Origin of the sequence: Streptomyces pseudovenezuelae (assembly GCF_001513955.1) — a bacterium.
Lineage (GTDB): Bacteria > Actinomycetota > Actinomycetes > Streptomycetales > Streptomycetaceae > Streptomyces > Streptomyces pseudovenezuelae.
Map to the genome: position 1 here is coordinate 739,572 of NZ_KQ948146.1, position 12,000 is coordinate 751,571.

Sequence of the window (12,000 nt, forward strand, 5' to 3'; positions counted from 1 at the left end):
CCGCGCCCCACAGAGCGGACATCCAGGACATCGTGAGCGTCCGGGAGTCTCGGCATAGGGTGGTCGACCATGACGTGGCTGATCACCGGCGGTGCCGGGTACATAGGGGCGCATGTGGCGCGGGCCATGACGGGCGCCGGGGAACGGGCGCTGGTGCTGGACGACCTCTCCGCCGGGGTGCCCGCGCGGCTTCCCGCCGACGTGCCCCTGGTCCGGGGCTCCTCGCTGGACGGGGGCCTGCTGAAGCGGGTGCTGGCCGAGCACGCGGTGACGGGTGTGGTGCATCTCGCGGCGCGCAAGCAGGTCGCCGAGTCGGTGGCGCAGCCGACCCGCTACTACCAGGAGAACGTCGGGGGGCTCGCGACCCTCCTGGAGGCGGTCGCGGAGGCCGGGATCGAGCGCTTCCTCTTCTCCTCCTCGGCGGCCGTCTACGGCAACCCCGATGTGGAACTGATCACGGAGCGGACGCCGTGCGCTCCCGTGAACCCCTACGGCGAGACGAAGCTCGCCGGGGAGTGGCTGGTGCGGGCGGCCGGACAGGCACACGGGATCTCCACCGTCTGCCTGCGCTATTTCAACGTCGCCGGGGCCGCGGCGCCGGAGCTCGCGGACACCGGTGTCTTCAACATCGTGCCCATGGTCTTCGACCGCCTCACCCGTGACGAGGCCCCGCGGATCTTCGGCGACGACTACCCGACGCCGGACGGCACCTGCGTGCGTGACTACATCCATGTGTCCGACCTGGCCGAGGCGCACCTCGCGGCGGCCCGGCGGCTGTCCGAGGGCGGACAGGGCGGTGACCTGACGGTCAACATCGGTCGCGGCGAGGGCGTCTCCGTACGCGAGATGGTCACGGTGATCGGCGAGGTGACCGGGGACCGACGGCCCGCGGTCGTGGAGCCCCGGCGCCCGGGGGACGCGCCCGTGTCGGTGGCCTCGGCAGCCCGGGCCGCCGAGACGCTCGGCTGGAGCGCGCGGCGCGGGGTGCGCGAGATGATCGAGTCCGCCTGGCGCGGCTGGCAGCTGCACCACCACTGAGGCTGCCCTGACCTGCGGTTCGTTTCCGCAGGTCAGGGCACATGACAACGGTGTTCAGTGCCGCGTTGCCCGATACCCCCCGCCCGTAGTTCACTGTGATCCCGGGCGGGCTGTCCGGACCGACACGTAGGAGGCGGCTTCCATGGGGGCAGGGCACGATCACGGGCACTCGCATGCGCCGGCCGGCGGTACCGCGACCGCGGCGTACGTCGGCAGGCTGCGGGTGGCGTTGTCGATCACGCTCACCGTCATGCTGGTCGAGATCGTCGGCGGCATCGTCGCGGACTCCCTCGCCCTGGTCGCGGACGCGGCGCACATGGCGACGGACGCGCTGGGCCTCGGCATGGCCCTCCTCGCGATCCACTTCGCGAACCGCCCGCCGACCGGCAACCGCACCTTCGGGTACGCCCGCGCGGAGATCCTCGCCGCCCTCGCCAACTGTCTGCTGCTGCTCGGTGTCGGCGGCTACGTCCTGTACGAGGCGATCCAGCGGTTCGTCACGCCGGCCGACACCGAGGGCGGGCTGACCATCGTGTTCGGTGCGATCGGCCTGGTCGCGAACATGATCTCGCTGACCCTGCTGATGCGCGGCCAGAAGGAGAGCCTGAACGTGCGCGGGGCGTTCCTGGAGGTCGCGGCGGACGCGCTGGGCTCGTTCGCGGTGATCGTCTCGGCCGCGGTGATCCTGACCACGGGCTGGCAGGCCGCCGACCCGATCGCCTCGCTCCTCATCGGCCTGATGATCGTGCCGCGCACCTTCAAGCTGCTGCGCGAGACCCTCGACGTCCTGCTGGAGGCGGCGCCCAAGGACGTCGACATGACCGAGTTGCGGACCCACATCCTGGAGCTCGACGGCGTGGAGGACGTGCACGACCTGCACGCCTGGACGATCACCTCGGGGATGCCGGTGCTGTCCGCGCACGTGGTGGTGCGGTCCGATGTGCTCAGCGCGATCGGCCACGAGAAGATGCTGCACGAACTCCAGAACTGCCTCGGCGACCATTTCGACGTGGAGCACTGCACGTTCCAGCTGGAGCCGGTCGGGCACGCGGAGCACGAGGCACATCTGTGCCACTGATCACTTCCGCCCCACTGACACACGTGTACGGTGCATGAAACGCCCGTTCTGGCGGAATGCAGCGATCCGGCACACCTTCGCGTCCTCCACCCCACAACCCCGCCCCGAGCGGTTCCCCGGCCGCCGCGCCGGGCACGATCAACTGCCGGGAGTGCCCGATCCGTGCGGCACACTTGGGGCGCGAAGACCGATGTGAAGGATGGGTATGCCGACCACACCTGCCACCACGACGCACACTCCGTCGAACGGCGCCGCGAACGCGATCCTGCTGGAACTGGTCGACGAGCACGGTGTGACGATCGGCACCGCGGAGAAGCTCGCCGCCCATCAGCCGCCCGGACAGCTGCACCGCGCCTTCTCGGTGTTCCTCTTCGACGAGCGGGGCCGGCTGCTCCTCCAGCAGCGCGCGCTGGGCAAGTACCACTCCCCCGGCGTGTGGTCCAACACCTGCTGCGGCCACCCCTACCCGGGCGAGGCGCCCTTCGCGGCGGCGGCCCGGCGGACGTACGAGGAGCTGGGGGTCTCCCCGTCGCTGCTCGCCGAGGCCGGCACGGTCCGCTACAACCACCCGGACCCGGACTCGGGCCTGGTCGAGCAGGAGTACAACCACCTGTTCGTCGGCATGGTGCAGTCCCCGCTCGGCCCGGACCCGGAGGAGGTCGCCACGACCGCCTTCGTGACCCCGGCCGAGCTGGCGGAGCGGCACGCGAAGGACACTTTCTCCGCGTGGTTCATGACGGTGCTGGACGCGGCCCGTCCCGCGGTCAGGGAGCTGACGGGCCCGTCAGCCGGCTGGTGAGAGGCCCGTCGGCCCTCAGGGCACGCGCACGGCCTTGAGCGGCAGGGCGGCCCAGATCACCTTGCCCCCGCTCGAGGTGTGCTCGACGTCGCAGACCCCGCCCGCCTCCCGGGTGACCTCGCGGACCAGGAGCAGTCCCCGGCCGCCCTCGCCGCTGTGGTCGGTCTCCAGGGCGGTCGGCCGGTAGGGGTGGTTGTCCTCCACGGACACCCGCACCCACTCCGCGCCCACGGCCACCTCCACGGCGAGCATCGGTGAGAGCAGCGCCGCGTGCCGGACGGCGTTCGTGACGAGCTCGGACACGATCAGCAGGAGACCTTGGACGAGGTCGTCCGAGACGGGTACTCCCTGGCGGTACAGCAGGTCCCGCACGGCGTGTCGCGCCTGCGGGACCGACGCGTCGACGGCGGGGGCGGTGAACCGCCACACACCCTCGTACGGCAGCGGGTCCGGTGTGCCCCGGTCGAGGGCGTCCGGTTCGAGGGGGTCTTCTCCGCTGTCCGTCGGGCGAGGGCCTGACCCGCGCCCATGGTCGTCCATTCTTCGGTCGCCACCCTTGCGCTCGATTGTCACCACATGTCGAGTGTTGGCAGCGCGTCGCCCCGCTCCGGATACCTGAACAGAAGTCAGCGCATATCGAGTGCCCCTGACCGACTCCGCGCGGAACTATTCGGGTTGCGTCGTTTTTGCGGCTGCCTCGTGCTGCTCGGTGACCATTCCGACGATCTTGCGCCCGCCGAAGCCGGTGGCGATGAGGCCGAGTCCGTCGAAGAGCAGGCCGAGCGAGAAGAAGCAGCCGATCACGTACTTGCTGCTGCTCGGCCAGGAGGCCAGCACCAGGATGCCCAGCAGCAGACCGAAGGCGCCCTGCACCAGGGTCCAGCCGAACTGCGGTCCCCGCACCACCAGGCTGCCGACCAGCCGGAAGACCCCGCCGGTCAGGAAGAGCAGCGCGGCGAACATGGTCAGGGCCGCGGCCGCCGCCTCCGGCCGCCCGATGACGACGACGCCGGCCGCGATGTTGAGTGCGGCGACCACGACACCGAGCCAGAAGAAGTTGGAACCCCGGGCCTGGACCGCGTGCAGCAGGCCGACCACACCGCCGATCAGCAGGAGCCAGCCGAACAGGATCATCGAGGTGAGCGTGGCCACCCCGGTGTAGATCAGCCCCACGAGCCCGGCGATCACCAGGATCACACCGAGCGCCGCCAGCCAGCCGAAATCGCGGCTCAGCTTGGCCGTCTCCGGGTTCTCCGCCTTGTTCACTGCCATGCAGGGCCTCCTCGCGCCGCCGGCCCCTTCTTGATCGTACGGTCGGGGGGTACGGCTAGCATCCGACCCATGGAGTACCCGGAACCGCAGCTGCTGCACGCCGTCACGGACTCGATCGCTACCGTCGTGGTCCACCACCCGGCCAAGCGCAATGCCATGACGGCCGCGATGTGGCGGGCGCTGCCGCCGCTGCTGGACACGCTGGCCGCCGATCCGGACGTCCGGGTGCTCGTGCTGACCGGGGAGGGCGGCACGTTCTGCGCGGGCGCCGACATCTCCACGCTGCGCCGGTCGCCCGAGGAGGCCCAGGGGCTCGCGGTGCGGGCCGAGGAGGCTCTCGCCGCGTTTCCGAAGCCGACGCTGGCGGCGGTCCGGGGGCACTGTGTGGGCGGCGGGTCGCAGCTCGCGGCGGCGTGCGATCTGCGGTTCGCCGAGGAGGGCGCCCTGTTCGGGGTGACACCGGCGAAGCTCGGGATCGTGTATCCGGCCTCCTCCACCCGGCGGCTGGTGTCGCTGGTCGGCCCGGCCACCGCCAAGTACCTGTTGTTCTCCGGCGAGTTGATCGACGCGGAGCGGGCGCTGCGGACGGGTCTGGTCGACGAGGTGCTGCCGGAGGGCGAACTGGCCAAGCGTGTCGGGGAGTTCACCCGGATCCTGGCGTCCCGTTCGCAGCTGACCCAGGCCGCGGCGAAGGAGTTCGCGAACGGCCGCACGGACCGGGACGGGTACTGGACCGGGCAGGCGCGCGGCAGCGGCGACACCGCGGAGGGGGTCGCCGCCTTCCTGGAGCGCAGGGCCCCGCACTTCACCTGGACTACGTCAGGATGAAGCGGCTCCTGGAGCGGAACTCCTCGACGAGGTGCGCGGGCGCCTTCTGCGGCGAGCCCGCGTCGTAGGGCGGTTGCGGGTCGTACTCGGTCAACAGCTGTACGGCCTGGGCGTGTTCGTCGCCCGCGATCCGGCCGAGGAGCGTGAGACCCATGTCGATGCCGGCGGAGACCCCGGCGCCGGTGACGTACTTCCCGTCGAACACGACCCGCTCCCCCGTGGGCTCGGCGCCGAACTGCTTCAGGAAGTCCAGGGCCAGCCAGTGGGAGGTCGCGCGGCGGCCCCGGAGCAGTCCCGCGGCCGCGAGCAGCAGGGAGCCGGTGCACACGGACGTCGTCCAGGTGCTGGTGGCGTCGGCGGCGCGCAGCCAGTCGAGCAGTGCCGAGTTCTCCATCTGCGGGGTCTGCCCGGGACCGCCCGGCACGATCACGATGTCGGGGCTCGGCACCTCGGCGAGCGTCCTGTCGGCGGTGATGGCGAGGTTGCCGGTGTCGGTGCGCACCGGACCGGTCTGCTCGGCGACGAAGACGGTCTCCGCGTCGGGGAGGCGGCCGAGGGTCTCGTACGGTCCTACGGCGTCCAGGGCGGTGAAGCGGTCGAAGAGGACGACGGCGATCTGCACAGGGGGTCCTTTCACTGGGCCGGGGTCGGGTGGAAGCGGCGGCGGTACTCGGAGGGAGCCGTGCCGAGGGTTCTGACGAAGGCCCGGCGCATCCCCTCGGGGGTGCCGTAGCCGCTGGCGCGGGAGATCTCCTCGATGCCGTCGGAGGTGTCCTCCAGGAGGCGGCGGGCGTGTTCGAGCCGGACCCGGTCGACGTACCGGCCCGGCGTCATGCCGGTCTCGGTCTGGAAGGCGCGGGCGAAGTGGCGGGGCGAGAGACGGGCCCGGGCGGCGAGGGCCTCGACGCTCAGGTCGTCGGCGGGGTGCTCGGTGATCCACAGCTGGACCTCGCGCAGCGGTTCGCGCTGCGCGGTCTGGGCGGCGAGCTGGGCGCTGAACTGGGCCTGGTTCCCGGGCCTGCGCAGGAAGACGACCAGGTGGCGGGCGATGGCGAGGGCCGCGTCCCGGCCCAGGTCCTCCTCCACCAGGGCGAGCGCGAGGTCGATGCCCGAGGTGACACCGGCCGACGTCGACACCTGTCCGTCGCGCACATAGATCGGGTCGGGGTCCACCTCGACGGCCGGATGGTCGCGGGCGAGCCGGTCGCAGTACGCCCAGTGCGTGGTGACCCTGCGGCCGTCCAGGAGCCCCGCCTCGGCGAGCCGGATGGCGCCGGTGCACACCGAGACCAGGCGCTCGGCCCGGGGCCCGTGCTCGCGCAGCCAGTCGGTCAGGAGCGCGTCGGGGCGCCGGGTGCCCTGGCCCCCGGGCACGAGCAGGGTGTGCGGGGCGCCGGCCCGCACGAGCGCCTCGTCCGGTACGACGGTCAGGCCGCTGGAGGTGCGCACGGCGGCTCCGTCCAGCGAGGCCGTACGGATGCGATAGGTGCCCGGGGTGTGCTGCTCGGCCCCCGCGAAGACCTCCAGCGGGCCGGTGACGTCGAGGCTCTGCACCCCGTCGAAGAGGACGAAGAGAACGTTTCGCTGCGCCATGCCCTCGATTCTCAGGCCGGGGCGCGATGGCGGCAATGACGAGTTCCCCACCTTTCCTGCCATGGGGAACCTCCCCGTAGAGGGGATACCAAGCGGTCGGTAACCTGCTCGGCATGACTACTGCCGCCCTGGAACCGCGCGTCGGCCGCCGCTGTCACAACCCCCTCAACTCCCTGCACGCCGCGCACTACTTCTCTCCCGACCTGGGCAAGGAGCTGGCCGCGATCGGTGTCACCCACCCGAGGGCCGTCAACTTCGCGGTGCGGGCCGCCGCGCTGGGGCCGGTCGGCCCGGGGGCGGTGACGGCCGCTTTCTACAACTACAAGCACGAGCTGGTGGCCGAGCACGTGCCCGCCGTGTGGCGGACCGCCACGCCCGAACAGGTTCTGGCGGCACGCGCGCGTGCCGTCGACGCGACCCTGCGCCGCCTGCTCGGCGACGAGACCGTGGCGTCGGACGGGATGGCCGAGGCCGCGCGGCTCGCCCTGCGGGCCGCCGAGGGCTGTTCCCGTGCCGCCCGCCCGCTGTACTCCGCGCACGCCGACCTGCCGGTGCCCGAGGAGCCCCACCTGGCGCTCTGGCACGCCGCCACGCTGCTGCGCGAGCACCGGGGCGACGGACATCTCGCCGCCCTGATGTCCGCGGAGCTGGACGGTCTTGAGGCTCTGGTGACCCACACCGCGACGGGCCGGGGCATGACGCCGTCCTGGGTGTTCACCACGCGCGGGTGGACCCGGGCGGAGTGGGACGCGGCCGCCGGACGGCTCCGCGGGCGCGGACTGCTGGACGCCGAGGACGAACTCACCGAGCGGGGACTCGCCCTGAGGGAGGAGATCGAGGCGCAGACGGACCGGCTGGACCGGGCCCCGTACGAGCACCTCGGGGCCGAGGGCGTGGCACGGCTGACGGAGCTCGCGGTGGGGTTCGCGCGCGCGGCGACCGCCGCGGGGGCCTATCCCGCGGACCTGATCGGCAGGCGCTGATCTTTCCGGGCCGCCACGAAGATTGCCCGGCCGTCTCGGAGGTACCCGTTTCTTTCCCGGTCGCCCTGGCCGGGAGAGGAAAGGGGATGCACATGTTCCGCGCGATCGCAGACGTCCTGCGCCAGATCGGTGGCGCCATCGCCACCGTGGTGACCCTGCCCTTCCGGGCCGTCGCCCGGCTGTTCGGCGGTGCGTCCAGCTCCACGAGGAGCCGCAGGGCCTGACGACCCCGGCCTGATGACCGCGCCCTGAGCCCCGACTGTCGGTGCCGCCTGCCACAATTGCCGCGCAACCTCAGTGAGAAGGCGGTACGGGATCGTGACGACACCCGGGTCCAGCGGGTCCACCAGCGCAGGGTCGATCGAAAGCAGGATCGCCGAGGAACTCGGCGTACGGGAGCGGCAGGTGAAGGCTGCCGTGGAGCTGCTCGACGGCGGTTCCACGGTTCCCTTCATCGCCCGCTACCGCAAGGAAGCGACCGAGATGCTCGACGACGCGCAGCTGCGCACGCTCGAGGAGCGGTTGCGGTATCTGCGGGAGCTGGAGGAGCGGCGGACGGCGATCCTCGACTCGGTGCGCGAGCAGGGCAAGCTCACCGAGGAGCTTCAGGCGCGGATCCTGGGCGCGGAGACCAAGGCGCGCCTTGAGGACATCTATCTGCCGTTCAAGCCGAAGCGCCGCACCAAGGCGCAGATCGCGCGCGAGGCCGGCCTTGAGCCGCTCGCCGAGGGCCTGCTCGGGGACCCGGGGGTCGCGCCGCTCGCCGCGGCCGCCGCGTTCGTCGACGCCGACAAGGGCGTGCCCGACGCGCAGGCCGCGCTGGACGGTGCCCGGGCGATCCTCACCGAGCGTTTCTCGGAGGACGCCGACCTGATCGGCGAGCTCCGCGAGCGTATGTGGGTGCGCGGTCGTCTGGCCGCCAAGGTGCGGGACGGCAAGGAGGAGGCGGGCGCCAAGTTCGCCGACTACTTCGACTTCGCCGAGCCCTTCACGAACCTGCCCTCGCACCGGATCCTGGCGATGCTGCGCGGCGAGAAGGAGGAGGTCCTCGACCTCGTCCTGGAGCCCGAGGAGGCCACGGAGGGACCCTCGTCCTACGAGGGCATCGTGGCCCACCGTTTCGGGATCGCCGACCGCGGTCGCCCCGGCGACAAGTGGCTGACGGACACCGTCCGCTGGGCCTGGCGGACCCGCATCCTCGTGCACCTGGGCATCGACCTCAGGCTGCGGCTGCGGACGGCCGCCGAGGACGAGGCGGTCAATGTGTTCGCGGCCAACCTCCGCGACCTGCTGCTCGCCGCCCCGGCCGGCACGCGCGCGACGCTCGGCCTGGACCCCGGCTTCCGTACGGGCGTGAAGGTCGCCGTGGTCGACGCGACCGGAAAGGTCGTCGCGACGGACGTGATCTACCCGCACGTCCCGGCCAACAAGTGGGACGAGGCCATCGCCAAACTGGCCCGCCTCGCCAAGGAGCACGCGGTCGAGCTGATCGCGATCGGCAACGGCACGGCGTCCCGCGAGACCGACAAGCTCGCCGGGGAGCTGATCACCAAGCACCCGGAGCTGAAGCTCACCAAGGTGATGGTGTCCGAAGCGGGCGCGTCCGTGTACTCGGCCTCCGCGTTCGCCTCGCAGGAGCTGCCGGACATGGACGTGTCGCTGCGTGGCGCCGTCTCCATCGCCCGCCGGCTCCAGGACCCGCTGGCCGAGCTGGTGAAGATCGACCCGAAGTCGATCGGCGTCGGCCAGTACCAGCACGACCTGTCCGAGGTGAAGCTGTCACGCTCCCTGGACGCGGTCGTGGAGGACTGTGTGAACGGCGTGGGGGTCGACGTCAACACCGCGTCCGCCCCGCTGCTCGCCCGGGTCTCCGGAATCACCTCAGGGCTGGCGGAGAACATCGTGTCGCACCGGGACGCCAACGGCCCCTTCAAGTCCCGCACCGAGCTGAAGAAGGTGGCCCGGCTGGGCCCCAAGGCGTACGAGCAGTGCGCGGGCTTCCTGCGGATCCGCGGTGGCTCCGATCCGCTGGACTCCTCCAGCGTCCACCCCGAGGCGTACCCGGTGGTGCGGCGCATGGTGAAGACCGCGGGGCAGGAAGTGGCCTCCCTCGTCGGCAACACGGGTGTGCTGCGCTCGCTCCGGCCGCAGGACTTCGTGGACGAGACGTTCGGTCTGCCCACGGTGACCGACATCCTCAAGGAGCTGGAGAAGCCGGGGCGCGACCCTCGGCCCGCCTTCAAGACGGCGACCTTCAAGGAGGGCGTCGAGAAGATCTCCGACCTGACCTCCGGGATGGTCCTGGAGGGGGTCGTGACCAATGTGGCGGCGTTCGGGGCGTTCATCGACGTCGGTGTCCACCAGGACGGTCTGGCGCATGTCTCCGCGCTGTCGAAGACGTTCGTCAAGGATCCGCGGGACGTCGTCAAGCCGGGTGACATCGTCAAGGTGAAGGTGCTGGAGGTCGACATCCCGCGCAAGCGGATCTCGTTGACGCTCCGGCTGGACGACGAGGCACAGCCGAAGGCTCCCGGCGGGGAGCGCCGTCAGCCGCAGCGGGGCGGGCGGCCCCCTCAGCAGCGACAGCAGCGGCAGGCGCCCGCTCCGGGGAACAGCGCGATGGCTGATGCTCTGCGGAAGGCCGGGCTGCTGGACGCGAAGAAGAAGGGGCGGTAGCGGTGGTGGGGAACTGCGGGCCGGCTGTGGCTGGTCGCGCAGTTCCCCGCGCCCCTTCAGGGCGCTTCCGTCACCTTGCCCGAGGAGACCTCCAGGCGGCGGTTCACCCTCACCGCGTCCAGCATTCTGCGGTCGTGGGTGACCAGGAGCAGGGTGCCCTGGTAGGCGTCCAGCGCTGATTCCAGCTGTTCGATCGCCGGCAGGTCCAGGTGGTTCGTCGGCTCGTCCAGGACCAGGAGGTTGACGCCCCGGCCCTGGAGCAGGGCCAGGGCGGCCCTGGTGCGCTCCCCCGGGGAGAGCGTCGCCGCCGAGCGCGTGACGTGGTCGGACTTCAGACCGAACTTGGCCAGCAGGGTGCGGACCTCCGCCGGTTCGGTGTCGGGCACCGCCGCGCAGAAGGCGTCCAGCAGGGACTCCTCGCCGTGGAACAGCTTGCGGGCCTGGTCGACCTCGCCGATCAGGACACCCGAGCCCAGGGAGGCCTGGCCGGAGGTGAGGGGCACCCGGCCCAGCAGGGCGCCGAGCAGGGTGGACTTGCCGGCCCCGTTCGCACCCGTGACCGCGACCCGGTCCGCCCAGTCGATCTGGAGGGACACCGGGCCCAGGACGAAGTCGCCGTGGCGTACCTCGGCGTCCCGCAGGGTCGCGACGACCGCGCCCGAGCGGGGGGCCGAGGCGATCTCCATGCGCAGTTCCCACTCCTTGCGCGGCTCGTCGACGACATCGAGGCGCTCGATCATGCGCTGGGTCTGGCGGGCCTTCGCGGCCTGCTTCTCGCTGGCCTCGCTGCGGAACTTGCGGCCGATCTTGTCGTTGTCGTTGCTCGCCTTGCGGCGGGCGTTCTTCACGCCCTTGTCCATCCACGAGCGCTGCATCTGCGCCCGGTCCTGGAGCGCGGACCGCTTGTCGGCGTACTCCTCGTAGTCGTCGCGGGCGTGCCGGCGGGCGACCTCGCGCTCCTCCAGGTACGCCTCGTAGCCGCCGCCGTAGAGGGTGATCTGCTGCTGGGCCAGGTCGAGTTCGAGGACCTTGGTGACCGTGCGGGTGAGGAACTCGCGGTCGTGGCTGACGACCACGGTGCCGGCGCGCAGACCCTTCACGAACCGCTCCAGGCGCTCCAGGCCGTCCAGGTCGAGGTCGTTGGTGGGCTCGTCGAGGAGGAAGAGGTCGTAGCGGGAGAGCAGCAGGGAGGCGAGGCCGGCCCGGGCCGCCTGGCCGCCGGACAGGGAGGTCATCGGCTGGTCCAGGTCGACCGCGAGGCCCAGCGATTCGGTGACCTCCTCGGCGCGTTCGTCGAGGTCGGCGCCGCCGAGGTCCAGCCAGCGCTCCAGGCTGGTGGCGTACGCGTCGTCGGCGCCCGGGGCCCCGTCGACCAGGGCCTGGGTCGCCTCGTCCATCACCCGTTGGGCCTCGGCGACTCCGGTGCGGCGGGCGAGGAACGCGCGCACGGTCTCCCCCGGGCGCCGCTCCGGCTCCTGCGGCAGGTGCCCGACGGTGGCCGTGGGCGGGGAGAGCCTGAGCTCCCCCTCCTCCGGGGCGAGCAGACCCGCGAGCATCCTGAGCAGCGTGGACTTGCCCGCGCCGTTGGCCCCGACCAGGCCGATCACATCTCCGGGCGCGACGACGAGGTCGAGCCCGCTGAACAGGGAACGGTCGCCGTGGCCGGCGGCGAGGTTCTTGGCGACGAGGGTGGCAGTCATCAGACCGTCGATCCTAATGGCCGTGGTGGGTGC

12 protein-coding genes are annotated in these 12,000 nt (G+C 71.7%); 7 read left to right on the forward strand and 5 right to left on the reverse strand.

Features of this window, described 5'->3' with window-relative positions; all coding sequences use genetic code 11:
• The first annotated feature begins 69 nt into the window (after positions 1-69).
• From galE to idi, 3 genes are all read left to right on the forward strand, one after another.
• Complete coding sequence (gene galE / locus AQI94_RS15460; RefSeq protein WP_031036708.1) at positions 70-1,038, forward strand: UDP-glucose 4-epimerase GalE; 969 nt, start codon at positions 70-72, stop codon at positions 1,036-1,038.
• 142 nt (positions 1,039-1,180) lie between these two features.
• The gene (locus tag AQI94_RS15465; protein ID WP_031036712.1) at positions 1,181-2,116 is read left to right on the forward strand and encodes a cation diffusion facilitator family transporter; all 936 of its coding nucleotides are present in this window, start codon (positions 1,181-1,183) and stop codon (positions 2,114-2,116) included.
• Positions 2,117-2,321: 205 nt separating this feature from the next.
• The gene (gene idi, locus AQI94_RS15470; RefSeq protein WP_031036715.1) at positions 2,322-2,915 is read left to right on the forward strand and encodes an isopentenyl-diphosphate Delta-isomerase; all 594 of its coding nucleotides are present in this window, start codon (positions 2,322-2,324) and stop codon (positions 2,913-2,915) included.
• 15 nt (positions 2,916-2,930) lie between these two features.
• Here idi and AQI94_RS15475 read toward each other — a convergent pair whose 3' ends face one another.
• Both AQI94_RS15475 and AQI94_RS15480 read right to left on the reverse strand, forming a co-directional pair.
• Positions 2,931-3,455, reverse strand: a complete 525-nt coding sequence (locus AQI94_RS15475; RefSeq protein WP_037940976.1) for an ATP-binding protein — start codon at positions 3,453-3,455, stop codon at positions 2,931-2,933.
• 126 nt (positions 3,456-3,581) lie between these two features.
• On the reverse strand, positions 3,582-4,187 hold the full coding sequence (locus tag AQI94_RS15480; RefSeq protein ID WP_031036721.1) for an HdeD family acid-resistance protein: 606 nt from the start codon (positions 4,185-4,187) through the stop codon (positions 3,582-3,584).
• A gap of 69 nt (positions 4,188-4,256) precedes the next feature.
• Here AQI94_RS15480 and AQI94_RS15485 point away from each other — a divergent pair, with 69 nt between their 5' ends.
• The gene (locus AQI94_RS15485; RefSeq protein WP_031036723.1) at positions 4,257-5,015 is read left to right on the forward strand and encodes an enoyl-CoA hydratase/isomerase family protein; all 759 of its coding nucleotides are present in this window, start codon (positions 4,257-4,259) and stop codon (positions 5,013-5,015) included.
• Here the strand turns inward: AQI94_RS15485 and AQI94_RS15490 are convergent.
• Complete coding sequence (locus tag AQI94_RS15490) at positions 5,002-5,637, reverse strand: DJ-1/PfpI family protein (RefSeq protein ID WP_031036726.1); 636 nt, start codon at positions 5,635-5,637, stop codon at positions 5,002-5,004. The two genes, AQI94_RS15485 and AQI94_RS15490, sit on opposite strands and share 14 nt — an antisense overlap.
• 11 nt (positions 5,638-5,648) lie before the next feature.
• On the reverse strand, positions 5,649-6,608 hold the full coding sequence (locus AQI94_RS15495; protein ID WP_031036729.1) for a GlxA family transcriptional regulator: 960 nt from the start codon (positions 6,606-6,608) through the stop codon (positions 5,649-5,651).
• Positions 6,609-6,721: 113 nt separating this feature from the next.
• Here AQI94_RS15495 and AQI94_RS15500 point away from each other — a divergent pair, with 113 nt between their 5' ends.
• From AQI94_RS15500 to AQI94_RS15505, 3 genes are all read left to right on the forward strand, one after another.
• On the forward strand, positions 6,722-7,591 hold the full coding sequence (locus AQI94_RS15500) for an SCO6745 family protein (RefSeq protein ID WP_031036730.1): 870 nt from the start codon (positions 6,722-6,724) through the stop codon (positions 7,589-7,591).
• Between the two features lie 92 nt (positions 7,592-7,683).
• Positions 7,684-7,815 carry an LPFR motif small protein gene (locus AQI94_RS46230; RefSeq protein WP_256122763.1) on the forward strand — a complete coding sequence of 44 codons (132 nt, stop codon included), beginning with the start codon at positions 7,684-7,686 and terminating at the stop codon, positions 7,813-7,815.
• A 94-nt stretch (positions 7,816-7,909) separates the two neighbouring features.
• Entirely contained in the window at positions 7,910-10,267 is a 2,358-nt protein-coding gene (locus tag AQI94_RS15505) for a Tex family protein (RefSeq protein ID WP_031036733.1), read from the forward strand.
• A 56-nt stretch (positions 10,268-10,323) separates the two neighbouring features.
• Here the strand turns inward: AQI94_RS15505 and abc-f are convergent, their stop codons facing one another.
• On the reverse strand, positions 10,324-11,967 hold the full coding sequence (abc-f, locus tag AQI94_RS15510; RefSeq protein WP_031036735.1) for a ribosomal protection-like ABC-F family protein: 1,644 nt from the start codon (positions 11,965-11,967) through the stop codon (positions 10,324-10,326).
• Positions 11,968-12,000: the final 33 nt, after the last annotated feature.